Raw genomic sequence first — 23,615 nt, 5'->3', positions numbered from 1 at the left:
GGGTTTTTTATTGCCCAATCCGATGTCATTTTCCAATGAGATTGCAGCACCCCTATATGAGCAAAGCTCATAGATTGGTTCCAGACCCCGGAAACAACGAAGGGCCGCGCAATGCGCGGCCCTTCTCAACTGGCGAAATGGCGGGGATCAATCAGCCTTTTCGCGCAGATTGTCGCGATAGAGCGCCTTGATCAGCGAAATCAGCATCAGCACCATCACGATGGTAAAGGGCAGAGCACCGATAATCATCGCATTCTGCAACGCACCGAATGGGTTCGCAGCCGCGCCACTGTTGCCAGCAATGATCAGCGCGCCGATTACAGCGGTCAGGATCAGACCCCAGATGATGCGGTGCTTGATCCCGGTTTCCTGCTCACCACCCGACATGATGGTGTTCATCACCAGAATGCCCGAGTCGGCAGAGGTCACGAGGAAGGTCAGGATCAGCACCACGCACATGATGGTGATGCCGGCCAGGAACCCGCCAGAGATCATCTGCTCAAGCGTTGCAAACAGCTTTGCCGTGTTGCTGGCACCAATCAGTGCGCCAGCGGCATCGCCATTCAGCTCAAGATCAATTGCGGTACCGCCAAGAATGGTCATCCACAGGAAGCAGACGATTGCCGGAGCGATCACGCAGCCAAAGATGAACTCGCGCACGGTGCGACCACGGGAAATGCGTGCCAGGAACAAACCAACAAACGGCGAGAACGCGATCCACCAAGCCCAGTAGAATGTGGTCCAGCCAGCCTGCCAACCAAACTGACGGCCCTGTTCACCTGCGGCATAGATCGCCTCTGCATCCAATGCTGCGGCAGGGGCAGGCAGACCTTCAGCAAAGCCGCTGAACGAACCCCACGGCGAGGTGGCCGAGCTGTAGACCGCGCTCAGATCCTCAGCCGGCAGGGACTGCGCAGCAGATGGGATCGCTGCCGCAAACGCATCTGCGGTCTGCGGGCCATAGGCACCGAAAGACAGCTGCAGGAAATGCAGGATGTAGTCGACCAGACCGCTGCCAAATTTGCTCATGGCAAAGAAGAAAGACCCGAAGAAGACAAATGTCAGCAACAGGATCAGCGACAGAACCAGGTTCAGGTTCGACAGATATTTGATGCCGCGACCAACACCCGACACCGCCGACAGGATCGACAGCCCCATGATAACGATCAGCGCGGCAATCAGCCCGACAACACCCGGCTGCGGCGCCTCTGCGTCACCATTCATCAGCCATTCCATTCCGGACACCGCATAGACACCGTTGACGAACTGGCTGACGCCAAAGCCGATGGTTACCGACACACCAAGGATGGTTGCCACAACGCCAAGCACATCGACCAGGTGGCCAATGAACCCGTTCGCGGCCTTGCCCAGCAGCGGGGTCAGCGCCGAGCGAATGGTCAGCGGCATATCACGTGTATAGGCGTAATAGGCCAGCGACAGACCGGTCATCACGTAGATGGCCCATGCATGGAACCCGTAGTGAAGAAACGTGTAGCGATACGCTGATTGCACTGCGGCCTCGGAATTGGCCTCAACCGCACCGGACAGAACCACGGGGTTAGAGCCCCACAGGCCAAGCGGCTCGGCGGTGGCAAAAACCATGAGACCAACACCCAGACCGGCGCCGAACATCATCGAGAACCAAGAGAAGTTGTTGAACTCCGGCGTCGCATCAGCCGGGCCCAGCTTCTTGCTACCTGTCGACGGGAGAATCGCGAGGATGAAAAGGAAGACGGCAAACAGGCCGACCGAGATGATGTAGAAAGAGTTGAACCCGTTCAGCAGCGTGCTGTTGACGGCGGACAGGACAGCATTTGCGTTGCCCGGCCAGATCAGCGCCCAGAGGACCAATGCGGTCATCACTGTTTTACTGATCAATGCGATGGGCAGACTGTAGCCCTCATAAAATCCTGACGGAGCCTTTTCGATCTCAAGGTCCGTGAATGGTGGTTTTATCGACATGAGTGTTCCCTGTTAGCTGTGATGCGCCACTGTTTTTTGACCCGCTCCCCCAGGCGCTTCGGGGGCAGGTTTTAGGATCGACACCATCTGCAGAGGTCGACCAATGCGTCCGCTTTTGGCCCAACCTGTCTGACCACAGCTCCGCCCGCCCGGTTCGAAACCGGCAAAATGAGGACGGCGACAGCCAATCTGGAAAGGGCCATTTTGTTCGCATTCCGAGCTTTGTCCGGGGAATGGACAAAGGTGTCGGTTTCAAATCGGACATTTCAACCGCCAAGAACGACAGCGCAGGCAGAGAAAAGGCCGCAAAAACGACAATCCGCACCCGCCAACTGGACAGAAGGTGCGGGTCAGAGAGTTTGTTATCGCTAGCATTTCGATGCGGCTTTAAGCACGGAATCAGAACGCACCGCTGCTCAGTTTGGCAGCACAGACCGCGAATCTTGCCGTAATTTTGGGCAGGCCAGCCCCTTCACGCGGCGTCCGCTACGGTTCGCAATCGCGCTTCTGGGGTGGCATGATGAAATTGTCGGCATGACGCCTGTTTCTTCATCTCCTCGCGCGACGCCCAGCGCGATGACAGATCGACCTGCCAATACGCCTGATGCCCCCCGCATCGGGTGTACACAGCCGCGCGCACGTGGATTGGCAAATCTATCGGTAAAGGCCCGAGGCAACACCTCTGTCCTCAACAGCCTGCGCCATTCCGGCTCACTGAAACTGCTGTTCCCCCGTCCCCACCAGCCCGCGCTTGAGGCCGTCATGATCAACACGGCCGGGGGTGTCACCGGCGGCGACCGTTTTGACCTGACTGCAACGGCAGCGGCAGGCACCGAACTCACCCTGACCACACAAGCGGCAGAGCGTGCCTACCGGGCCCAACCGGGCGAAACCGGCCGGATCCGCACCCATCTCATCGTTGGCGATGGGGCTCGTGCGAACTGGTTGCCACAGGAAACGATCCTGTTTCAGGGGTGTCGTCTCGATCGGCATCTGCAGATCGATCTAGAGGCATCATCCCGTCTCCTGATGTGCGAGGCCCTCGTATTTGGGCGCGCCGCCATGGGCGAGCGGCTCACCGATGGGGTCATGCAGGACCGCATCGACATCCGACGTTGCGATCAGCCACTGTTTCAGGACGCGATGACATTCTGCGGCGATATCGCAGCCCATCTGGCCAAGCCAACAGTGGCAGCCGGGGCCGGGGCATTGGCCACAGTCATATTTGTTGCCCCCGACGCTGAAGGTCGGCTCGCACCTTTGCGCAGAATGCTCGGCTCCACCGCCGGCGCCAGCCTCATTGGGTCCGACCTCCTGATCCTGCGGGCGCTCGCACCAGACAGCTATGCCCTGCGCAAAGTCCTGATGCCGATCCTGACAGATCTGCTTGCCGCGCCCCTCCCCAAGCCATGGATGACATGACATGAACCTGACCCCACGCGAAAAAGACAAACTCCTCATCGCGATGGCCGCAGAGGTCGCGAGGCGCCGCCTGAGCCGCGGTGTCAAACTGAACCATCCAGAAGCCATTGCCCTCATCACTGACGCCGTCGTCGAAGGGGCCCGTGATGGGCGCTCCGTTGCCGACATGATGGAAGCGGGCGCCAAGGTCATCACCCGCGACGACTGTATGGAAGGCGTCGCAGAGATGATCCACGACATCCAGGTCGAGGCGACATTTCGCGATGGCACCAAACTCGTCACCGTCCACAACCCCATTCGTTGATCCCATTCAGGAGACTCCGCCCTATGACACTGCGCCCAGCCTTTCTCTTGCCCCTGCTGCTAGGCAGCGGACCCGCCTTTGCCCACGGCGGCGCACATATGCATCCCCACGGTGCAGACACCTGGCTTATCGCGGCACTTGTTGCGACCGTCGTCGTCGGCTGCGCAAGTCTTCTGTGGCGGCGCAAATGATCCCCGGCGAGCTGATCCCCGCCGCTGGCAGTCTGGACCTCAACCCTGATCGCCCCGTGACGCTTTTGATGGTGGCCAACACCGGTGACCGCCCGATCCAGGTCGGATCACACTATCATTTTGCAGAGACAAACCCGGCGCTCGACTTTGACAGGACCGCCGCGCGGGGCCAGCGGCTTAATATCGCGGCGGGCACCGCCGTGCGGTTCGAACCGGGCCAGCGCCGCGAGGTCCAGCTGATCCCGATTTCAGGCGCGCGCCGCATCTTTGGCTTTAATGCTGCCATCATGGGGGATCTGTGATGCCCGCCCAGATCACCCGTGCCGATTATGCGGCAATGTTTGGCCCGACAGTCGGCGACCGCCTGCGCCTGGCAGACACCGATCTGATTATCGAGGTGGAGCGCGATCTGATCGCTGAAGCCAGCGGAGGCGGCACTGCGCTCGGCTATGGCGAAGAGGTGAAATTCGGCGGCGGCAAGGTGATCCGCGATGGCATGGGGCAATCACAGGCCAGCCGCGCTGACGGTGCTGTCGACACGGTTATCACCAACGCGCTGATTGTCGATCATAGCGGGATCTACAAGGCTGATGTGGGACTGAGAGACGGACGCATCGCCGCCATCGGCAAGGCCGGCAACCCGGACACACAACCCGGCGTCACAATCATCATCGGGCCGGGAACCGAGATCATCGCAGGAGAGGGACGCATCCTCACAGCTGGCGGTTTTGACAGCCACATCCATTTCATCTGCCCACAGCAGATCGAAGAAGCGCTGCATTCCGGTCTGACCACCATGCTGGGGGGCGGCACGGGGCCCGCTCATGGAACGCTGGCCACCACCTGTACACCGGGGCCCTGGCACATCGGACGCATGTTGCAGGCGGCGGATGCCTTCCCCATGAACATGGCTTTTGCGGGCAAGGGCAACGCCTCTCAGCCCCGCGCATTGGAAGAGCAGATCACCGCTGGCGCCTGTGCGATGAAGCTGCACGAGGATTGGGGCACCACCCCAGCTGCCATCGATTGCTGTCTTTCAGTGGCAGACGCGATGGACGTGCAGGTGATGATCCACACCGACACGCTCAATGAATCGGGTTTTGTTGAACACACGGTCGCAGCGATGAAGGGGCGTACCATCCATGCCTTTCACACCGAAGGCGCGGGAGGCGGGCACGCCCCGGACATCATCAAGATCTGCGGAGAAGCGCATGTTCTGCCCTCTTCGACCAACCCAACGCGCCCCTTCACCGTCAACACCATCGAGGAACATCTCGATATGCTGATGGTCTGCCATCACCTCGACAAATCCATTCCCGAAGACGTTGCCTTTGCCGAAAGCCGCATCCGGCGCGAAACCATCGCAGCAGAGGACATTCTGCATGACATGGGCGCCTTTTCGATCATCGCATCGGACAGTCAGGCAATGGGGCGGGTGGGAGAGGTGCTGATCCGCACCTGGCAAACAGCCGACAAGATGAAAAAGCAGCGCGGACGATTGCCGGAAGAGACCGGAGAAAACGACAACTTCCGCGTCCGCCGATATATTGCAAAATACACGATCAACCCGGCCATTGCTCACGGTATCGCCCATGAAATCGGCAGTATCGAGGTCGGCAAACGCGCCGATCTGGTGCTATGGAATCCGGCCTTCTTTGGGGTGAAACCTGAAATGGTTCTGCTCGGCGGCTCGATTGCGATGGCACAGATGGGTGATCCCAACGCCTCGATCCCCACACCACAGCCTGTCTATTCCCGGCAGATGTTTGCAGCCTTCGGCCGCTCGGTGGAACACTCCGCCGTCACCTTTGTGTCAGAGGCCGCACAGGCGGCAGGCATAGCCCAGCACCTTGGGCTCGCCAAACAGACCTGCGCGGTCAGACACACGCGCGACATTGGCAAATCGGATCTCAAGCTGAACACAGCCCTGCCCGAAATCGAGGTCCACCCCGAAACCTACGAGGTGCGCGCCGATGGCGAGCTTTTGACCTGTGCCCCGGCCGATAACCTGCCGATGGCCCAGCGCTATTTCCTTTTCTGACGGAGCCTGCAGATGTCTCTCCCGCTGAGCCAACACAAAATCCATAGCCATGATGCAGAGGATCAGATCACCCTCACCTACGAAGACCGTTTCCTGCGCCGCAAAGTGTTGACCAGTGATAGTGGCCTGCGGTTTCTGGCCGATTTTCCGTCCACCCAATCGCTGGATGCAGGCGACGCCTTCGTCCTTGAAGACGGGCGCAAGATCAGCGTCAGCCCCGCAAAGGAAGCCCTTCTGGAAGTCACGGGAGACAACATCCTGCGGCTCGCCTGGCACATCGGCAACCGCCATATGCCCTGCCAGATCGAAACCAATCGCCTGCTGATCCAGCGCGATCATGTCATCCGGGATATGCTGCAAAAGCTTGGCGCGACGCTGCGCGATGTGGTGGAACCCTTCACCCCCGAAGGCGGGGCCTACGGCCATGGCCGGACCCACAGCCATTCATACTCGCACTCTCATGATGACGGGCACGGACATTCTCATGCCCACTGACAGCCAATTGCTGATCCTGGCGCAGTGGTTCTCTCCTGGCTACCCAGTGGGGGCGTTCAGCTATTCGCACGGGTTGGAATGGGCGATGACATCTGACGCGGTGAGCACCGCAACAGAGGTGCAGGATTGGATCGCAACAGTGCTGCGCGATGGTGGCGGTTGGTCGGATGCCCTGTTTCTGGCCGCAGCCTACCATGCCCCGGATATTGACGCAGTGGCGCAGACCGATGCCCGGTGCCGCGCCTTTGCACCGTCACTGGAACGCCTGCGCGAAACCGATCTGCAAGGCGCAGCCTTTTGCCAGATCACCCGAACAGTCTGGCCGCAAACACACCCGCACGGCATTCCCTCCAAACTCACCTATCCCGTTGCTGTCGGCTTTGCCGCAAAGTGCTGTGGTCTGCCCCTGCGCGCGACAACCACGCTCTACCTTCATGCCTTTGCAGCGAATCTCGTTGCGGCGGCTCAGCGGCTTGCTCCCATCGGGCAAAGCGAGGCGCAGGCATGCCTTCACGCCCTTGCGCCGCTATGCCGGGACATCGCCGAACAAACCGACGATGGCGACCTCGCACGGCTGTCCTCAACCAGCTTCCTTGCCGATATCGCCGCAATGAAACACGAAATCCAGCATTCAAGGATCTTTCGCACATGAGCACTCTCAACGGCCCCCTGCGCATTGGAATTGGCGGACCGGTCGGTGCGGGCAAGACCACCCTCACTGCGGCGCTCAGCGAAGTGTTCCGCGACAGCCACTCCATCGCGGTGATAACCAATGACATCTACACGCAAGAAGATGCCGAGGCCCTCATGCGCCTGCAAATTCTGCCGCAGGACCGTATCCTGGGTGTCGAGACCGGCGGCTGCCCCCACACCGCCATCCGCGAAGATGCCTCAATCAACCTCGGCGCGGTCGCTGAGCTGCGCGAACGCCACCCGGATCTTGAGCTCATCCTGATTGAAAGCGGCGGTGACAATCTTTCCGCCACCTTCAGCCCTGAACTCGCCGATCTGACCATCTACGTGATCGATGTCGCCGCGGGCGAGGAAATCCCCCGCAAGGGCGGCCCGGCGATCACCCGTTCAGATCTGCTCATCATCAACAAAACGGATCTTGCGCCGCATGTTGGTGCTGATCTCTCAGTGATGGAGCGTGATGCCACAAGAATGCGGGGCGCGCGCCCCTTTGTCTTCGCCAACCTCAGGGCCCGCGACGGAGTCAGCGCAATTCGTGACCTGATCTGCGATCTAGGAGGGTTGGGCAACTGATCTAACCGTGGTTTTTACCCAATCACGCACCCCCATGCGAAACATAGCGGCATCACTATCGCACCAGAAAATCGCTTCTTGTTGATCCAGCGGTTCCTGATCGTTCAATATCAGGGTAGTGAGGGGAGTTGATACTCCTGCGCATCCGCCATTCGGCGCCTGCGCGCTCCCGATACGCATGACAGGTTAGAAGACCGTGATGAAAGAATCCAATCCCTTGACCTCCATCCGCGAGAACAGCGTCTTCAAAGAAGGCGACATCTTTGTTCTGTTCGGAGAACTGTTCGGCCGCGGCTATGCCACCGGTCTGATCAATGCCGCGAAAGAGGCCGGCATGACCATCATCGGGGTCACCGTTGGTCGTCGCGACGACACCAACGCCCTGCGCCCGCTCACCGATGAAGAACTGGCCGAAGCCGAGGCAAATCTGGGCGGCAAGATCATCAACGTTCCGTTGATGGCCGGCTTTGACATGGACGCCCCGGAAGGCGAGAAAAATCCGACCGATCTGGTCAATGAAATGACCATCGACACCTGGCAGGAGCACAAGCTCGACTGGGATCTGATCGAACGCTGCCGCGAAATTGGCGTCAATCGCTTCAAAACCTCCGTCGCCGAAGTCATGACGCAGCTCGACGCCATGATCCCGGCAGGCAAGAACGTGTTCTTTGCCCACACCATGGCCGGCGGCATTCCCCGCGCAAAGGTGTTCATGGCCATCGCCAACCGCGTCTACAAGGGCCGGGGCAAGCGCTACATGTCGTCCCAATCCCTGATCGACAGCGATCTGGGCAAATTGATCCTGCAAAACTTTGACGAGGTCTCCGCCAACACCTTTGGCCACCTCCTCGAAGCAAGCAGCGACCTGCGTGCCCGCATCGAAGGCGAAGGCGGGCAGGTCCGTTACACGGCCTATGGCTACCACGGCACCCGCATCCTGATCGGCGATGAATACCGCTGGCAGACCTACACCAACTACACCCAAGGCTACGCCAAAAAACGTCTCGAGGGCATCGCAACCGAAGCCTGGAACAACGGCGTAAAGGCCACTGTCTTCAACTGCCCGGAAATCCGCACCAACTCTTCCGACGTGTTTGCCGGCATCGAACTGTCGCTGGTTCCACTGCTTTCCGCACTCAAGAAAGAAGGCGGCGGTGACTGGGTTGATGCGCAATGGGCGGCCTGCCAGGCCCTGCTGAAAGATGACGTCTCGCTGGACTCTGTCCTGCAGACTGTCCGCGCCTACCAGCAAGACCCCGTCATGGTGACCTTTTCAGATTTCGAAGCCTGGCCCATGCCCAACAGCGCCGAACAGGTCGACAAGACCGTTGGCACATCCCAGGATATCGTTGCCCTGCACAAGGACCGCAAGGCGCTCGTCAGCGATCTGCTCAGCACCCATGTGGTCAACGCCACCGGCCAGCTGATGTTCGGCGAAGCCAGCGACCCCAGCGCACCGGTTCTGTGGCTCGACCACGACATCGTGGCCCAACAGCTGATCGCCTCCAACAGCTGATCTGGCGCTGACTGCAACATCCAAAGGCCCGTCTGACCCAACACGGTCAGTCGGGCCTTTTTCAGTCCGGCAACCCGAAAATCTGTAAACCCGACGCAGAACCGCCAGCGCCCCCGTGGGACGCGATACCAAGGACTGTAGGAAAAACGCCAACCCTTTGGCGACCCCGGCAGGATTCGAACCTGCAACCTGCCCCTTAGGAGGGGGCTGCTCTATCCAGTTGAGCCACGGGGCCTGACTTGGGCCAGTGGTTTACGCGATAACAAATGACCCGTGGCAAAACAATCCTGACGAATTGGTTTTCGCAGCGTCCGCGCCCCATTGTGCAGGTTGCTCTCTCTGCGCTAACCTGAACACAACAACAATGTGAGGCCATCGACGTGACCACGGACAACAAGCGCCCGCTCACCCTTCGTGATGTATCAGAAGCCACCGGTGTTTCCGAAATGACTGTCAGCCGCGTTTTGCGCAATCGTGGCGATGTCTCGGAAAAGACCCGCCAAAAGGTTCTGACCGCAGCCAAGGAACTGGGCTATGTCCCCAACAAGATCGCTGGTGCGCTGGCGTCGAACCGGGTGAACCTGGTGGCGGTCATCATTCCATCGCTCTCAAACATGGTGTTTCCCGAGGTTCTGACCGGTATCAATTCGGTTCTGGAAAACACGGATCTGCAGCCCGTTGTCGGTGTTACGGACTATCAGCCGGAGAAGGAGGAGAAAGTCCTCTACGAGATGCTGTCCTGGCGGCCCTCTGGCGTCATCATCGCGGGTCTCGAACATACTGAGGCGGCGCGCGCCATGCTCAATGCCTCTGGCATTCCGGTCGTTGAGATCATGGACACCGATGGCAAGCCGGTGGATGCGATGGTCGGCATTTCACACCGCCGCGCAGGCCGGGAAATGGCCAAGGCAATCCTGAAAGCGGGCTACCGCAACATCGGGTTCATGGGTACCAAAATGCCGCTGGACCACCGCGCCCGAAAACGGTTTGAAGGCTTCACCGAGGCGCTCGCCAAGGAAGGCGTAGAGATCATGGATCGCGCTTTCTATTCCGGCGGGTCTGCGCTGGCCAAGGGCCGCGAGATGACGCAGGAGATGCTGGAACGTTCTCCTGAACTGGATTTCCTGTATTATTCCAACGACATGATCGGCGCAGGTGGCATGCTCTACCTGATGGATCAAAAGATCGACATTCCCGGTCAAATCGGCCTTGCCGGCTTTAACGGGGTCGAACTGTTGCAGGGGCTGCCACGGCAGCTGGCCACGATGGATGCCTGTCGTCTGGAAATCGGGCGCAAGGCGGCAGAGATCATTGCCGCACAGCTCGACAATCCGGATGCCGAGATCGAAAAACACGTGACCCTGACGCCCACGATCACCTTTGGTGACACGCTCAAGCGACGCTGATGGCGGTCGCGCGGCTGGACAACCGGGCCGCGCGGCGCCTGTTCATGGATCGGCATGCCCTGCTGGAGCAACCCAGCGGGCCAGCCAAGGGTGATGCGCTTCTGGATCTGATCACCCGGCTTGGGTTTGTTCAGCTCGACAGCATCAATACCGTCGCCCGTGCCCATGACATGATCCTGTTTTCGCGCAGGCCCAGCTATCGGCCAGCAGCGCTGAAGCGGCTCTATGAGCAGGACCAGCATCTGTTTGAGCATTGGACCCACGATGCCGCCGTTCTGCCGATGGAATTCTACCCCCATTGGCACCTGCGGTTTCAGCGCGATGCTGAGGTTCTGCGCAAAAGATACCGCAACTGGCGACGCGACGGGTACGAGGCAAAGTTCCAGCATGTTCTCGACCATATCCGAGAGCACGGCCCGGTCAGCTCTTCGGATGTGGGCAAGGATGAAAGGAAAGGCAGCGGTGGCTGGTGGGACTGGCACCCATCAAAAACCGCGCTGGAATACCTGTGGCGTTCAGGCGCGCTGGCGGTGGTCGGGCGCAGTGGCTTTCAGAAACGCTATGATCTCAGCGAACGGGTCATCGACTTCCGTCACCTCCCCGCTCAAGGCTCCCCCGCGCCGCAGGATACGCTGGACTGGCTGTGCAACGCGGCGCTGGACCGGCTGGGCTTTGCCACCTCGGGAGAGCTGGCTGCCTTCTGGGCGACAGCCTCCCCCGCAGAATGTGCCACGTGGTGCAAACAGGCGCTGGCGGATGGGCAGATCGAACCGGTTGATATCACACTCGCGGATGGCCGCAGTCGCCGCGTCTTTGCCCGCCCCGGCACTGTTGAGCAGGCCGCCGCCCTGCCGCCACCACCCGGCCGGCTGCGCGTCCTCAGCCCATTTGATCCGGCCCTGCGCGATCGCAAGCGGGCAGAGGGGTTGTTTGGCTTCCACTACCGGATCGAGGTTTTCACTCCTGCCGAGAAACGACGCTATGGCTATTACGTTTTTCCGCTGATGGAAGGCGACCGTCTGGTCGGGCGGATTGACATGAAAGCCCACCGTCAGGCGGGTGATCTGGCAGGCAGCCTGCATGTCACCGCCCTTTGGCCGGAACGGGGCGTCAAATGGTCCCCGGCACGACAAAATCGGCTGGAGGCCGAACTGGAGCGGGTCCGCCGTTTTGCCGACATGGAACGGGTGACATTTGCAAATGACTGGCAGCGCGATCCGCTGTGATTGCGGCTCTAATCCGCGAAAAACTGCACCTTATGCGAGGTCAGGCCGCAGCAAGGGCTCAATGACCGCGCGATAATCTGCGGGCGCTGGCTTGGCGCTAAAGTCGCTTGGCTCGATAAAGACGCAGACAAATTTGCCTTCAAAACACAGCGTGCCGTCCTGCCGTGCCTCTACCCGGAAGGTCACGGATTTCTGCCCCAAGGCCACGGGCCAGACAGAACAGGCCAGACGGTGGCGCGGTGTGACCGGGGACCGGAAATCGATGCTCATATGTACAAAGGGCGTGCCGGTGCCGCGGTCCAGCTCCATCTGATACCAGCCGTCCCCATCCAGCTGATGTTCCCACCAGGCATCAATCGCCTGCAGCGCAAAACCCGGCAGGTGACCGGTATAGGCAATGCGCGCCGGGTCACAATCGCCCCAGCCCACGCGGATTTCATGAACAAAATCGGTTGTCTGACTATTGGTCATTCGGGATCTCACGTCTGGCAAGCGGGTTGGAAAAGGGAACGGCCACCCGTCGAACCAGTGGTCAGACAGATGGCCGCATGGATCTGCAATAGGCCTCAGCGCATCAACATCAGCGGCAATAGCGTGATGATCGGAAAGGCCACCAAAATCACAACCCGGATCAGGTCAGAGGCGACAAAGAACATCACCGCCTTATAGGTATCGACCATGCGAGTGGTGCGATCCATCGCATTGATAACAAACAGGTTCATGCCAACCGGCGGGGTAATCAGGCCGACCTCGACCACGATCAGAACCAGAATGCCGAACCAGATGGCGACATATTCGGTCTCAAGCCGGTTCGCCATGCCCTTGGTCACGCGAATGCCCAGCTCTTTCATCTGCTCGCGGGTCAGTTCGGTGCCGGTGGCAATCGCCTCCTGGATCGAGGCGAGCATTTCAGCCCCCATCCCCTGCGGCACCCCTGCTTTCAACACCTCCATCGCGGCCTCAGCCTGCATCGCGGGCAGGTTCACCAGACCAAAATCCATCGCCGAAATGACAGGATAGAAAATCGGGATTGTCAGCAGGATCATCGACAGGCTGTCCATCAGGCAGCCGAACACCAGATAAAAGGCAAGGATCAGCATCAATACGACCCAGGGGCTCAACCCCTGTGAGACAACGAAATCAGCCAGTTCCTGCGGCACCTTGGTCAGGGCAAGAAACCCGTTGTAGAACCCGGCCCCCAGCACGATGAAAAAGATCATCGCGGTCGAGCGCGCCGTGACCATGAAGCTGTCGGTCAGGGTCTCGCGATTAAGCCCGCCGTTCAGCCAGGCAATCAACCCGGTCCCCAGCGCGCCAACAGCCGCGCCTTCGGTCGGGGTGAACCAACCAAGGTAGATACCACCAACGACAAGCCCAAAGACCAAGAGAACCGGCCAGACATGGAACAGCGCCGCAAACCGCTCGCCCCAGGGAACTGGCGGGCGGGTGCCGGCGCTTCCGGGAAAGACGCGAACGTAGATGGAAATTGCGATCACATAGCCGATGGCCGCCAGAATACCGGGAATGAAGGCGGCCAGGAACAGCTTGGCAATGTTCTGTTCGGTCAGGATGGCATAGATCACCAGCACCACAGAGGGCGGGATCAGAATGCCCAGGGTGCCCCCAGCTGCCAGCGTCGCGGTCGAAAAACCACCAGCATAGCCATAATTGCGCAGCTCAGGCAGGGCCACGCGCCCCATCGTCGCCGCCGTCGCGAGGGACGAGCCGCAGATCGCACCAAAGCCCGCACAGGCCCCGATGGCGGCCATGGCAACACCGCCCTTCTTGTGGCCAAGGAACCCCTCCGCCGCCTTGAACAGCGCAGTGGACATCCCCCCAAGTGTCGCAAAATGCCCCATCAACAGGAACATCGGCACGATGGTCAGGGAATAGGACGAAAAGGTCGTGTAGGTCTCACTCTTCATCCGGCCAAAGGCCACCTGCGTGCCGTCGGTCACAATGATCAGCCCGACCAGACCAACCAGAAACATCGACAGGCCGATCGGCACCCGCAGGAAAATCAGCATCATCAGGACGGGAAAAGAGGCAATCCCGATTTCAAGCGCAGTCACTGTTCGCCCTCCACGCCGTCCCAGACAAGGATGCGGCCAGTCATGAATTCAGTCGTACGTACGGCGGCCATGTAGATGCCCACCAATGCGGCCACGCCGGCCGCGACAAGGCTGGCGGCATAGGCCCACCAGACCGGAAACTCGAGCAGGAAAGACGTCTCGCCGTTTTGGAACTTGCTCAGCGTGCCTGCCCCCAGGCGGACTGCAATCAACACCAGAACAGCGGCAAAAACGATTTCCGTCACCATCCGCAGGAACCGTTTGGCTCCCCTCGGAAAACTGTTGGTGACAATATCCACCGATGCATGGCCGGCGGTGATCTGACACAGCGGCAAAAACGCAAAGATCGCAAAGGCAACACCGGCCTCGACAATCTCGAAATCCCCGTTGATTGGTCCGACACCGATGGCGATCAGCCATTCGGCCAGATCCGGCGCGATGCTCTGCATCAGGGCGCCATGCAGCCCCCCGTTCAAGAGACGCCCGGCAATCGACAGACATGTCAGCAGGATCAGCAGCGACAGCACAACGCCGCCCACCATGGCCATTGTTCTGGCCAGTCCCATCATCAGCTTGTGCATGAAAAGCCTACCCTTTCAGGTGGGGTGGACCCGCAAAAGCAGCAGGTCCACCGGTCGTGCGCTCAGTTAGTTGTGCTGAGCGGTGTATTTGTCGATCAGATAGGTGGCCTGCTCCAGCAGCGCGTCACCATCGACGCCTTTTGCTTTCATATCGTCGAGCCACTGCTGATAGATCGGCTGTGCCGCTTCACGCCAGATCGCTGTCTGCTCTTCATCCAGCGTGATGACATTGTTGCCCTCATCCAGCGCAAACTCACGCGATGGACCATCCGCATCGGCCATAGTGCCGCCCGCAAAGACAGAGAATTCCAAACCCGAGTTTTCATCCACGGCCTTTTTCAGGTCGTCCGGCAGGCTCTCATATTTGTCTTTGTTCATCGCCAGAACAAAGGTCAGCGTGTAAAGCGCGCGACCAGTGAACTCGGTGTGGTTTTCAACCAGCTCCGGCACTTTCAGTGCAGCGGTGACTTCCCACGGGATGGTGGTGCCGTCGATCACACCCTTGGACAGCGCTTCCGGGATAGCCGGAACCGGCATGCCCACCGGGGTTGCCCCCAGCTCTGTCAGCAGCGCATTCACCGAACGGCCACCACCGCGGATTTTCATGCCGCGCAGGTCATCAGGTGATTCAACCGGCTCAGAGGTGTGAATGATGCCGGGGCCGTGCACCCAGGTGCCAAGGATTTTCACGTCCTTGAACTCGCCATCTTTCATGTGTTCTTCGAACATTTCCCAATAGGCATGCGACGCCGCGCGCGCATTGGTCATCATGAACGGCAGTTCGAAAACTTCGGTCGAGGGGTAGCGGCCAGGCGTATAGCCCACCACGGTCCAGACGATATCCGCCACACCGTCAATGGCCTGGTCCATCAACTCTGGTGGTTTGCCACCCAGCTGCATGGAAGGATAGCGGTCAATCTTGATGCGGCCATCGGACGAGGCCTCCACCTTGTCCGCCCAGACGTCCAGAATCAGCTTGGGCACATTGGCCTGAGCCGGCAGAAACTGGTGCAGCTTCAGCGTCACCTCCTGCGCCATGGCGGACGTCGCGCCCATCGCCATGAGAGCAACGGCCCCAGCCGCGCCAAGTAGCTTTCTCCGAGTGGTCATGTGTTTCCTCCCTCTGACCCTATGTCTTTTCTCAACTATCGCGCTCAGATGTCTCTGATGCAACAAACCCAACGCGCCCGCCAAAGCATCGCCCACATCCAAATGCGCCCCCTGACACCCTCAGCTATTAGGTGCATTTGTAACCATCAACAGATGATTATGCATTTCTGCCGCATGATTTTTCAAACATACTTGGCTGAGCCCGCTTTCTGAAACAAAAATACGTTACAGAAATACATTCGCAACAAAAATATGGATACGTAAAAATACGTCCCGCTCACGACGGCGACAATGACAGCCGGACATTGCCCAGCCCCGTGATGCCGCCCTCAATTCGGTCTCCTGCCACCACAGGCCCGACACCAGCGGGCGTTCCGGTCATGATCAGATCCCCGGCCCGCAGATCGTAGAACCCAGACAGGTGGCATAGAATTTCTTCGACCGACCAGACCAGCTCTGCCAGCGTTGCGTCTTGGCGCGGTTCATCATTGACCGTCAGCCAGATTCGCTGATCAGCAACCGGCCCCCACTCTGCAGCTCGCGTCAGCGGCGCAAAGACGCTGCCCGCCTCCAGATCCTTCCCAAGGCTCCAGGGGCGCTGTTTCTTGCGCTCGCTGAGCTGCAGATCGCGGCGCGTCATATCCAGCGCGCAGCCATAGCCGAAAATGGCTGCACGGGCCGCGGTTGGCGAAACCTCTGAAAGGGGGCGACCAATCGCAACCACCAGTTCCATCTCGTGATGAAAATTCTCTGTCCCCTTGGGATAAGAGACCTCCGCCCCGCTCAACACCGCGTTGGCTGCGGATTTGGTGAAATAGAACGGCTTTTCGCGATCGACCTCGACACCCATCTCGGCCGCATGGGCAGCATAGTTGCGCCCCACACAAAAGATTCGGCCAATCGGAAATCCGCCCTCCTGACCCTCAACCGGAATCACGGGAATCGCAGGCAGCTCAAACATTGGCGATACCATCACAGGCTCCTTACCTCTGGAACAAAGCCGGCAACCGCCCGCAGGCCGCGCCGCTTCGTGTTAGCGCTCGCCGCACCCTAGCAACCCAGAGAGGCCCCCGCGACCACAGAGCCACGAAAACACAGGATTTTTGCAGGAAAACACTGAGAAACACCCAGCAGCGACAGCTGCGCTGGTCTGCAGATCATCTGGTGGTTTTCAGTGGTAAAAGGAGGAAGTGGTGAGCCGTGCAGGATTCGAACCTGCGACCCACTGATTAAAAGTCAGTGGATAGACTCCTGGCACAACTCGCCACGTCTCGTCAGATTTCGACATAAAGCACTGAAAGAATAGATTAATTATTGACGTATTTAGTCACGAGCTGTCACTGTTCTGACAAGACTCGACGCGAATCTATCCGAAAATAATCCGAAAAGTTTGCCATGCCCAAGACACTCCACTCGAAGTTCACGACCGCAATGATCAGCAGGGCTCTGTCCAACCGGACGGAGGCTGTCACCTATCGCGACACAGAGGTTTCGGGCCTTGTGCTCCGAGTAGGGCCTCGCAGCGCATCCTACTACCTGGAGTACAAACCCACCGGCTTTCGCGAGGATGGTCGCCAGTTCCCCACCAAGAAGATCAAGATTGGCACAACAGCCTCTCACAGCCCGGCTGAAGCCAGAAACGCCGCTGCTCGCTTGAAGGTCGAAGTCTCCAGTGGAGGCGATCCAGCTGCTGACAAGAAGGCAGAAAAGCGCGCCCGCGCCATTGAGGATGCGAGGGCCACCACCATGCAGGACGCTGTTGAGGCCTACATCGCGTCTTCGGTGTCTGGTAGTCGACGCCATATCACAACCGAAAGCGGCGCGTTGCGGAACGGCCTGAAGGAAATGCAGGCTGAAGGGATGTCGCCTGTGGAGGTGACAGTTCAAGATGTCCTCAGGATGCTGGACAAGAACAAAGGGCGGGCCTGTGCCGTACACCGTCTTGGGGCAATGAGCCGCTTCTTTGACGAGCTGGTCCTGCGAGAGGTCGTCCCGTCCAACCCCTGCAAGAAGATCCCGAAGCGCCTTAGGCCGTCACCCCCTGCATCGCGAACCCGCGTTTACACCGCAGAAGAGGTGAGATCGCTCTGGAATACGACCGGCCTTTCCGAGTTGCAGCTGCGCTTCCTGCGCACGTTGATCGTACTGCCGCTTCGTTTCAATGAACTCTGTGAGCTGCGTGCCAATGAGGTGCAACTGGCCAAGTCCAAACTCGTGCTGCCGGGCAAGAAGACCAAGAACGGTGATGCGTTTGCCATGCCCTTGCCGAAGATTGCCGCCGACCTTCTGGATGTCTCTGTGGATACCGAAGACCCGCGTGTCTTCCCGATGTCCGCCGTGGGCAAAGGGTACACCTCATGGACCTCATTCAAGAAGAAAGTCCGAAAGGGGTCCGGGGTTGAGGACTTCAGATTTCACGACCTGCGCCGGACTTTCATGACGGTTCTTGCAGATCAGGGTATCGGTGACCCTTCTGTCGCGGACGCCCTGCTCAATCATCGACAGTCGGCAACAAAGGCAGGTGTCATCGCCGCATACAATCAGGCTGCCCTGTGGCCCCAGAAGGTGCGATTGATGGACGCTTGGGCTGCCTTGCTGTCAAATGCCCTTGACCACGGCGAATGGACCTCTGAGGCCAGTGTGGTGCCTCTACGAGCTTCTGAGCTGCGCTGAGCGGCTGCCAGCCGGGGAAGACAGGGGGGAAGACCCAAACGGCTGCTTGAGAGGCTGGCAACAGTTGCCATAGAAGACGCTGTGCATGGGTAGCTACCCCCGGAACAGGAAGGCGCTCCCAGCGCGTCTCTGTGGGCAAGAGCATCCTCGCTGGAACTACGAGCATGCCAGCCTGGCAGCCGGATGACGGCGGTTAGCCCAAAGCTGACGTAACCGATCTATATGTCGGGCAGGGCAACCGTTCGCTGCGGCTACTCGGCCTTCACCTCATTTCCGCACCAGCAGTCTCACTCGGCGCAACCGGACAGTAAGGGCACCTCTGGGTAAGCTGAAACCTGGTGAGTAGGGATTGAACTCGATTTGGTTTCGTGCGCAACCTCCCCGTTAGTTGAACCTTTGGCGGCTTGCATGGATATCGAGAAATTTATTGAGCGTTGGCAAATGTCTGGCGGTAGCGAAATGGCAACTGCACAGAGTTTTGCAATTGAATTAACTGAGATTTTGGGCGTCGAACGTCCCTACGTCTCGGACAAAGATGGCGATTTTCTCGACTACCGTTTTGAACGCCCCGTCACCCTGACTCATACGGGTCGCACACGGAATGGTCGCATTGATCTCTACAAAAAAGGCCACTTCATTCTTGAGGCAAAGCAGTTCACCTCAACCGAGACCAAAGACAAAAACACCCTCGAGATGTTCCTTGGCAAGGACGCGCCCAAACAAACCGGACATGGCAAACGCGGCACGGCCAAGTTTGACGACACCATGCTCAAAGCGCGCGCCCAAGCAGACAACTACGCCCGTGCCGTGTCAAAAGAGGACGGCTGGCCTCCATTCCTGATGATCGTCGACGTGGGCCATGTGATTGAGCTTTACTCCGACTTTTCAGGCCAAGGACAGGGCTACACCCAGTTTCCCGATGGCAACCGGTATCGAATTTATCTGGAAGACCTGCGACAGCCCGAGACATTGGACCTGTTGCGTGCCATTTGGAGCGATCCGCAAAGCCTGGACCCCTCGCTTAAATCCGCCGAAGTCACCCGCGATATTGCTGAACATTTGGCCGAGCTGGGCAAGAGCTTTGAGGGACAGGGCCATGATAGCGAAACCGTCGCCCGGTTCCTAATGCGCTGCCTATTTTCCATGTTTGCCGAAGATGTCGATCTGATCCCCTACGGCAGCTTCACTGCCAAGCTCAAAGAGTTGCGCGGCCATCCGGAACATGCCCAGCCGACGCTCAAAAGCCTGTGGCAAACGATGAACACCGGCGGTTTTTCCCCCGTGCTTACCCAAGACCTGAAACGCTTTAACGGCGGGTTGTTCAAGGATGCCGATGCCCTGCCGTTGGACAATCTCCAACTTGGTCTCTTGATCGAAGCCGCTGAGGCCGATTGGAAACAGGTTGAACCCGCGATCTTTGGCACCCTGTTGGAACGCGCGCTAGATGCCAAGCAACGCCACAAGCTGGGGGCGCATTACACGCCGCGGGCCTATGTCGAACGCCTTGTCACCCCCACGATCATGGAGCCCCTGCGCGACGATTGGCGCAACGTGCAGATCGCGGTGCAACGCCTGAACGCCGATGGCAAGACCGATCAGGCGTTGAAACTGGTCAAGGACTTTCACCACGACCTGTGTGAGGTGCGTGTGTTGGACCCCGCCTGTGGATCGGGCAACTTTCTTTATGTCGCCTTGGAGATGATGAAACGGCTGGAGGGCGAGGTCACCAGCCTGATGGAGGAGCTAGGCGAAACACAAACCAGCTTTATCACCGTGGACCCGCATCAGTTTTTGGGGATTGAGCTGAATACCTGGGCCGCCAACGTGGCAGAGCTGGTGCTGTGGATTGGCTATCTGCAATGGCACTACCGCACCCATGGCATTGCCGCCCCGTCCGAGCCCGTTTTGCGCGACTTCAAGAATATTGAAAACCGCGATGCGGTGCTGGAGTGGTCCGAGCGCACGCCGCGTCTGGATGACACTGGCGCGCCTGTGACCCGTTGGGATGGGGTGACCACTGTGCGTCACCAAGTCACCGGGGAAGAGGTGCCAGACCCCGCCGCCCAAGTGCAGGTCTATGACTATGCCAAACCCAAAGCCACCACTTGGCCCAAGGCCACCTTCATCGTCGGCAACCCGCCCTTTATTGGCAACAAGCGGATGCGCGACGCCCTGGGCGATGGCTATGTGGAGGCGCTGTGGTCCGCCTATCCCAAAATGCCGCAAAGCGCCGATCTGGTGATGTTCTGGTGGGAGAAGGCCGCGCTGATGGCGCGGGCGTTCAACGTCAAGACCCGTGTCGGCACCCGGCGTTTTGGCTTGATCACCACCAACTCCCTGCGCCAAACGTTCAATCGGCGTGTGTTGGAGCCGCATTTGAAAGATCCGAAAAAGCCTCTGTCGCTGCTGTTTGCTGTGCCAGATCACCCTTGGGTCGATACGCTCTATGGGGCGGCGGTGCGCATCGCCATGACCGTCGGAGCCGCAGGCAATCGTGCAGGGAACTTGCTGACGGTGATCCGTGAAAGCAAAGACAATGAAGACATAGACGGGCGTGTGGTAAGTTTTGACCATCAAATTGGGAGAATTTGGGCCAATTTGAAAGTTGGGGCAAACCTTTCAGATGGTCAGAAGCTAAATTCAAACTTGGGCCTTGGATTTATGGGTGTCATACCACATGGCGAAGGCATGGTTGTGTCTAAGGCCGTCGCAAAGCAGCTAGAATGCAATGAACCGTTGCCCAAAGGCCTATTGAGGCCATATTGCAATGGGCGAGAGCTTACAGCTGGCATACTGGACCGGCTCGTGATCGACGCATTTCCAATGACCGAACAAGAATTGCGCTCCGAAGCTCCCAGCGTCTTTCAGTGGCTTTTGGACAATGTGAAACCCTTCCGGGACGCAAACCGAGACAAAGATCTCCGCGAGAAATGGTGGCTTCACAGACGCAGCAATCAAGACCTGCGTCGCGCCCAAGTTGGCATATCTAGATTCATTGCGACCGTGGAAACTTCTAAGCATCGTACTTTCAGCTTCCTTTCCAGTGCAGTTTTACCTGACCAAAAGCTGAGGATCGTTGCATCATCCGATGCATCCATTTTGGCTTGTCTATCTAGTCGCTTCCATACGACCTGGTCAGACGCAACAGGAGGAATGCAAGGAGTAGGAAATGACCCAGTCTATACTCATTCACGTTGCTTCGACCCGTTCCCCTTCCCCGACCTCACCGATGACCAGCGCACCCTCCTCCGCGCCCTGGGCGAAGAGCTGGACGCGCATCGCAAAAGCCAACAGGCGGCGCATCCGAAACTGACGCTGACCCAGATGTATAACGTGCTGGAAAAACTCCGCGCAGGCGACACCATCGCGGGCAAGGACAAAGAGATCTACGACCAAGGCCTCATCGGCATCTTACGCGATCTGCATGATCAAATCGACGCCGCCGTGGCCGATGCCTATGGCTGGCCATGCGACCTCAGCGACGAAGAGATCCTGATGCGGCTGGTGGACCTCAATAAAGAACGCGCCGCCGAAGAGGCCGCAGGCCATATCCGCTGGCTGCGGCCCGACTATCAAAACCCGACCGGCGCGAAGATCGAAAAAGGCAAAACCGCCGATCTGGATCTGGGCGTTGTTGCCAAGGTGGAAAAGGCCCCATGGCCCAAAGGCCTCCCCGATCAAATCGCCGCCGTGCGCGAGGCTCTGGTGGAGCTGGGCGAGGCCTCCCCCGAACAAATCGCCCGCCGCTTTGCCCGCGCCCGCACCACAGCCGTGCAGCCTTTGCTCGAAAGTTTGGCGGCCCTGGGGCAAGCGGACAGAACAGAGGACGGAAAATATGCGGCCTAGCGCCATGATGGAAGCACGCCATGCGCAGATTTGAGATCGACCAAAACAGCCTTCCCGATCTACCGGGAATGATGCTGGCCACAGTCGAGGCGCTGCGCAAGCTTGGCGGCTCTGCCACCATCCAGGAGCTGGATGAAGAGGTGATTTCGCTCGAAGGCGTCACCGAAGCTGAACAAAGCTACATGATGGCCAATAACAGTGGCCCACGGGTGAACTACTATCTGTCCTGGGCGCGCACCTATCTGAAACGCGGCGGAGCGCTAGAGAACTCGGCGCGTGGTGTCTGGGCCTTGACGGAAACTGGGGCCAAAATACTGGATGTTGCCTCGACGCGCGCAATTTATGATCAGGTCACGCAAGAGGAAAAAGAACGAGCCAAAGCAAAGCGCCAAAAGGAACGCGACCGGCTGCAAGCAAAGCGTAACGAGCAAAAGCGCAAAACGTCTGAGGTTGAAACAACGAGCGAAGAAGATCCGGATACTCGCGACGACTGGAAGTCCAGCCTGTTGGATGTCATGAAAGCCATGCAGCCCGACGCCTTTGAGCGCTTGGCACAAAGACTGTTGCGAGAGGCCGGTTTCGTGAAGGTCGAAGTGCGCGGCAAATCCGGTGATGGTGGCATTGATGGCGTCGGGGTTCTACGGGTTAACCTGGTTTCCTTCCAGGTCTACTTCCAGTGCAAGCGCTACAAGGGCAGCGTAGGCTCCAAAGAGATCCGGGATTTTCGCGGTGCATTGGAAGGCCGCGCCGACAAGGGCCTGTTTATCACCACCGGCCACTTTACGAGCCAAGCCTCAGAGGAAGCGACGCGCGATGGGGCAAAGGCCATCGACTTGATAGATGGTGAACGCCTGTGTGACTTGTTGAAAGCCAACAAGTTAGGTGTGCAAACCGAGATGGTCGAACAAGTGACTGTAGATGCCCATTGGTTTGATGGCGTTTGAGTTTTTTTGGGGGGCTTGTCGTTCAAGTGCCTGTCCCGCCATGCACGCCCCTTGAATGACAACCGGCCAGCAGCGGTTTGATGGCTTATCCCTGGCAAGCAAACTTCTGTGCGTAGAGCTAGTGATTCGCCGAAACGGTCCACCGCCCTGATAGCTGAGTTTCGCATTTCTCCAATAAAGACGGAAAAAGAATTTATACTTGTCAGTCACTTATGGTGTTTCCCCGAAAAAAGCTCCCCGATGAGGACGACCGATACTTGGCCGGACTGGTTTGCTGGTGACCAGAGGAAACCAGCAAAGGTCAAAGCATGACGACACCCGTCAAAACGAATCCCGTCTTCTGCGAATGCGGAGGCATTTTGCCTAAATACGCCGACCGGGCCACGGTGGCTGATCTTGTCACCCGGCTCTACTTCCCGGTCACAGCGCGCACGATCCGGACGTGGCCTCTGGTCGCAAGGCACCCGAACAAGAAGGCAGTGCTGAACGTCAGGGAAGCCTTGGAGTATGCGGCCCAGAAACTGGCCAACTCTCCTGGCATGAAGCAGGGGGGCTGAGTG

General features: G+C 58.8%; 21 protein-coding genes and 2 tRNA genes. 15 read left to right on the top strand and 8 right to left on the bottom strand.

The annotated features are described in order from the left end of the window. Nucleotides 1-147 precede the first annotated feature (147 nt). On the bottom strand, nucleotides 148-1,962 hold the full coding sequence (locus KUV39_RS14170; protein ID WP_222460067.1) for a BCCT family transporter: 1,815 nt from the start codon (nucleotides 1,960-1,962) through the stop codon (nucleotides 148-150). 576 nt (nucleotides 1,963-2,538) lie between these two features. On the opposite strand from KUV39_RS14170, the gene KUV39_RS14165 reads away from it, so the two are divergent. The 9 genes from KUV39_RS14165 to KUV39_RS14125 all read left to right on the top strand — a co-directional run bounded on the left by KUV39_RS14165 (nucleotide 2,539) and on the right by KUV39_RS14125 (nucleotide 9,197). Further along, nucleotides 2,539-3,384 (top strand): urease accessory protein UreD, encoded by an 846-nt coding sequence (locus tag KUV39_RS14165; protein WP_244998369.1) that lies wholly within the window; start codon nucleotides 2,539-2,541, stop codon nucleotides 3,382-3,384. Between the two features lies 1 nt (nucleotide 3,385). Continuing rightward, nucleotides 3,386-3,688 carry an urease subunit gamma gene (locus tag KUV39_RS14160; RefSeq protein ID WP_222460065.1) on the top strand — a complete coding sequence of 101 codons (303 nt, stop codon included), beginning with the start codon at nucleotides 3,386-3,388 and terminating at the stop codon, nucleotides 3,686-3,688. A 23-nt stretch (nucleotides 3,689-3,711) separates the two neighbouring features. Further along, entirely contained in the window at nucleotides 3,712-3,879 is a 168-nt protein-coding gene (locus KUV39_RS14155; protein ID WP_008562111.1) for a hypothetical protein, read from the top strand. Further along, on the top strand, nucleotides 3,876-4,181 hold the full coding sequence (locus KUV39_RS14150) for an urease subunit beta (protein ID WP_222460064.1): 306 nt from the start codon (nucleotides 3,876-3,878) through the stop codon (nucleotides 4,179-4,181). The genes KUV39_RS14155 and KUV39_RS14150 overlap by 4 nt, the downstream gene beginning before the upstream one ends. Continuing rightward, nucleotides 4,181-5,920: an urease subunit alpha gene (gene ureC, locus KUV39_RS14145; RefSeq protein WP_222460063.1), complete on the top strand. Its 1,740-nt coding sequence runs from the start codon at nucleotides 4,181-4,183 to the stop codon at nucleotides 5,918-5,920. The genes KUV39_RS14150 and ureC overlap by 1 nt, the downstream gene beginning before the upstream one ends. A 12-nt stretch (nucleotides 5,921-5,932) precedes the next feature. Next, a complete protein-coding gene (locus KUV39_RS14140) occupies nucleotides 5,933-6,415 on the top strand; it encodes an urease accessory protein UreE (RefSeq protein ID WP_222460062.1) in 483 nt (160 codons plus the stop codon). Then, the gene (locus KUV39_RS14135; RefSeq protein WP_222460061.1) at nucleotides 6,405-7,067 is read left to right on the top strand and encodes an urease accessory protein UreF; all 663 of its coding nucleotides are present in this window, start codon (nucleotides 6,405-6,407) and stop codon (nucleotides 7,065-7,067) included. Before KUV39_RS14140 ends, KUV39_RS14135 begins: the two co-directional genes overlap by 11 nt. Beyond that, nucleotides 7,064-7,681 (top strand): urease accessory protein UreG, encoded by a 618-nt coding sequence (gene ureG, locus KUV39_RS14130; RefSeq protein WP_222460060.1) that lies wholly within the window; start codon nucleotides 7,064-7,066, stop codon nucleotides 7,679-7,681. Before KUV39_RS14135 ends, ureG begins: the two co-directional genes overlap by 4 nt. A 199-nt stretch (nucleotides 7,682-7,880) precedes the next feature. After that, a complete protein-coding gene (locus tag KUV39_RS14125) occupies nucleotides 7,881-9,197 on the top strand; it encodes an enoyl ACP reductase FabMG family protein (protein WP_222460059.1) in 1,317 nt (438 codons plus the stop codon). A 158-nt stretch (nucleotides 9,198-9,355) separates the two neighbouring features. On the opposite strand, the gene KUV39_RS14120 is transcribed toward KUV39_RS14125, so the two are convergent. Beyond that, nucleotides 9,356-9,432: transfer RNA gene (locus KUV39_RS14120), tRNA-Arg, on the bottom strand. Between the two features lie 145 nt (nucleotides 9,433-9,577). On the opposite strand from KUV39_RS14120, the gene KUV39_RS14115 reads away from it, so the two are divergent. Continuing rightward, nucleotides 9,578-10,603, top strand: coding sequence for a LacI family DNA-binding transcriptional regulator (locus tag KUV39_RS14115; RefSeq protein ID WP_008561355.1), 1,026 nt, complete (start codon nucleotides 9,578-9,580; stop codon nucleotides 10,601-10,603). Continuing rightward, entirely contained in the window at nucleotides 10,603-11,829 is a 1,227-nt protein-coding gene (locus KUV39_RS14110) for a winged helix-turn-helix domain-containing protein (RefSeq protein ID WP_222460058.1), read from the top strand. Before KUV39_RS14115 ends, KUV39_RS14110 begins: the two co-directional genes overlap by 1 nt. A gap of 30 nt (nucleotides 11,830-11,859) precedes the next feature. On the opposite strand, the gene KUV39_RS14105 is transcribed toward KUV39_RS14110, so the two are convergent. The 6 genes from KUV39_RS14105 to KUV39_RS14080 all read right to left on the bottom strand — a co-directional run bounded on the left by KUV39_RS14105 (nucleotide 11,860) and on the right by KUV39_RS14080 (nucleotide 16,865). Beyond that, complete coding sequence (locus KUV39_RS14105; RefSeq protein WP_008561486.1) at nucleotides 11,860-12,300, bottom strand: acyl-CoA thioesterase; 441 nt, start codon at nucleotides 12,298-12,300, stop codon at nucleotides 11,860-11,862. 95 nt (nucleotides 12,301-12,395) lie between these two features. Continuing rightward, complete coding sequence (locus KUV39_RS14100; RefSeq protein WP_008559965.1) at nucleotides 12,396-13,901, bottom strand: TRAP transporter large permease; 1,506 nt, start codon at nucleotides 13,899-13,901, stop codon at nucleotides 12,396-12,398. Further along, nucleotides 13,898-14,482, bottom strand: a complete 585-nt coding sequence (locus KUV39_RS14095; protein ID WP_222460057.1) for a TRAP transporter small permease — start codon at nucleotides 14,480-14,482, stop codon at nucleotides 13,898-13,900. Before KUV39_RS14095 ends, KUV39_RS14100 begins: the two co-directional genes overlap by 4 nt. Nucleotides 14,483-14,548: 66 nt before the next feature. Further along, complete coding sequence (locus tag KUV39_RS14090) at nucleotides 14,549-15,592, bottom strand: TRAP transporter substrate-binding protein (protein ID WP_222460056.1); 1,044 nt, start codon at nucleotides 15,590-15,592, stop codon at nucleotides 14,549-14,551. 277 nt (nucleotides 15,593-15,869) lie between these two features. Next, complete coding sequence (locus tag KUV39_RS14085) at nucleotides 15,870-16,565, bottom strand: fumarylacetoacetate hydrolase family protein (RefSeq protein WP_222460055.1); 696 nt, start codon at nucleotides 16,563-16,565, stop codon at nucleotides 15,870-15,872. Nucleotides 16,566-16,783: 218 nt separating this feature from the next. Then, nucleotides 16,784-16,865, bottom strand: a tRNA-Ser gene (locus KUV39_RS14080). Between the two features lie 122 nt (nucleotides 16,866-16,987). Here KUV39_RS14080 and KUV39_RS14075 point away from each other — a divergent pair. The 4 genes from KUV39_RS14075 to KUV39_RS14060 all read left to right on the top strand — a co-directional run bounded on the left by KUV39_RS14075 (nucleotide 16,988) and on the right by KUV39_RS14060 (nucleotide 23,612). Next, a complete protein-coding gene (locus tag KUV39_RS14075; RefSeq protein ID WP_222460054.1) occupies nucleotides 16,988-18,265 on the top strand; it encodes a tyrosine-type recombinase/integrase in 1,278 nt (425 codons plus the stop codon). A 408-nt stretch (nucleotides 18,266-18,673) separates the two neighbouring features. Next, nucleotides 18,674-22,111: a class I SAM-dependent DNA methyltransferase gene (locus tag KUV39_RS14070; RefSeq protein ID WP_222460053.1), complete on the top strand. Its 3,438-nt coding sequence runs from the start codon at nucleotides 18,674-18,676 to the stop codon at nucleotides 22,109-22,111. Nucleotides 22,112-22,131: 20 nt separating this feature from the next. After that, the gene (locus KUV39_RS14065) at nucleotides 22,132-23,055 is read left to right on the top strand and encodes a restriction endonuclease (protein ID WP_222460052.1); all 924 of its coding nucleotides are present in this window, start codon (nucleotides 22,132-22,134) and stop codon (nucleotides 23,053-23,055) included. A gap of 359 nt (nucleotides 23,056-23,414) precedes the next feature. Then, entirely contained in the window at nucleotides 23,415-23,612 is a 198-nt protein-coding gene (locus tag KUV39_RS14060) for a hypothetical protein (RefSeq protein ID WP_222460051.1), read from the top strand. Nucleotides 23,613-23,615: the final 3 nt, after the last annotated feature.

The organism is Phaeobacter italicus (assembly GCF_019801785.1).
Classification (GTDB): Bacteria; Pseudomonadota; Alphaproteobacteria; order Rhodobacterales; family Rhodobacteraceae; genus Phaeobacter; species Phaeobacter italicus.
Note: the sequence above shows the minus strand (reverse complement) of the source record. Positions and strands in the feature narration are given on the sequence as shown.

What these genes read in the sequence shown, in the direction of transcription:
- KUV39_RS14155 (WP_008562111.1), top strand. Translation starts at nt 3,712, where the DNA reads ATGACACTGCGCCCAGCCTTTCTCTTGCCCCTGCTGCTAGGCAGCGGA.
- KUV39_RS14095 (WP_222460057.1), bottom strand. Translation starts at nt 14,482, where the DNA reads ATGCACAAGCTGATGATGGGACTGGCCAGAACAATGGCCATGGTGGGC.
- KUV39_RS14125 (WP_222460059.1), top strand. Translation starts at nt 7,881, where the DNA reads ATGAAAGAATCCAATCCCTTGACCTCCATCCGCGAGAACAGCGTCTTC.
- KUV39_RS14140 (WP_222460062.1), top strand. Translation starts at nt 5,933, where the DNA reads ATGTCTCTCCCGCTGAGCCAACACAAAATCCATAGCCATGATGCAGAG.
- KUV39_RS14065 (WP_222460052.1), top strand. Translation starts at nt 22,132, where the DNA reads ATGCGCAGATTTGAGATCGACCAAAACAGCCTTCCCGATCTACCGGGA.
- KUV39_RS14075 (WP_222460054.1), top strand. Translation starts at nt 16,988, where the DNA reads ATGCCCAAGACACTCCACTCGAAGTTCACGACCGCAATGATCAGCAGG.
- KUV39_RS14105 (WP_008561486.1), bottom strand. Translation starts at nt 12,300, where the DNA reads ATGACCAATAGTCAGACAACCGATTTTGTTCATGAAATCCGCGTGGGC.
- KUV39_RS14150 (WP_222460064.1), top strand. Translation starts at nt 3,876, where the DNA reads ATGATCCCCGGCGAGCTGATCCCCGCCGCTGGCAGTCTGGACCTCAAC.
- KUV39_RS14170 (WP_222460067.1), bottom strand. Translation starts at nt 1,962, where the DNA reads ATGTCGATAAAACCACCATTCACGGACCTTGAGATCGAAAAGGCTCCG.
- ureC (WP_222460063.1), top strand. Translation starts at nt 4,181, where the DNA reads ATGCCCGCCCAGATCACCCGTGCCGATTATGCGGCAATGTTTGGCCCG.
- KUV39_RS14165 (WP_244998369.1), top strand. Translation starts at nt 2,539, where the DNA reads ATGACAGATCGACCTGCCAATACGCCTGATGCCCCCCGCATCGGGTGT.
- KUV39_RS14090 (WP_222460056.1), bottom strand. Translation starts at nt 15,592, where the DNA reads ATGACCACTCGGAGAAAGCTACTTGGCGCGGCTGGGGCCGTTGCTCTC.
- KUV39_RS14135 (WP_222460061.1), top strand. Translation starts at nt 6,405, where the DNA reads ATGCCCACTGACAGCCAATTGCTGATCCTGGCGCAGTGGTTCTCTCCT.
- KUV39_RS14110 (WP_222460058.1), top strand. Translation starts at nt 10,603, where the DNA reads ATGGCGGTCGCGCGGCTGGACAACCGGGCCGCGCGGCGCCTGTTCATG.
- KUV39_RS14085 (WP_222460055.1), bottom strand. Translation starts at nt 16,565, where the DNA reads ATGGTATCGCCAATGTTTGAGCTGCCTGCGATTCCCGTGATTCCGGTT.
- KUV39_RS14160 (WP_222460065.1), top strand. Translation starts at nt 3,386, where the DNA reads ATGAACCTGACCCCACGCGAAAAAGACAAACTCCTCATCGCGATGGCC.
- KUV39_RS14070 (WP_222460053.1), top strand. Translation starts at nt 18,674, where the DNA reads ATGGATATCGAGAAATTTATTGAGCGTTGGCAAATGTCTGGCGGTAGC.
- ureG (WP_222460060.1), top strand. Translation starts at nt 7,064, where the DNA reads ATGAGCACTCTCAACGGCCCCCTGCGCATTGGAATTGGCGGACCGGTC.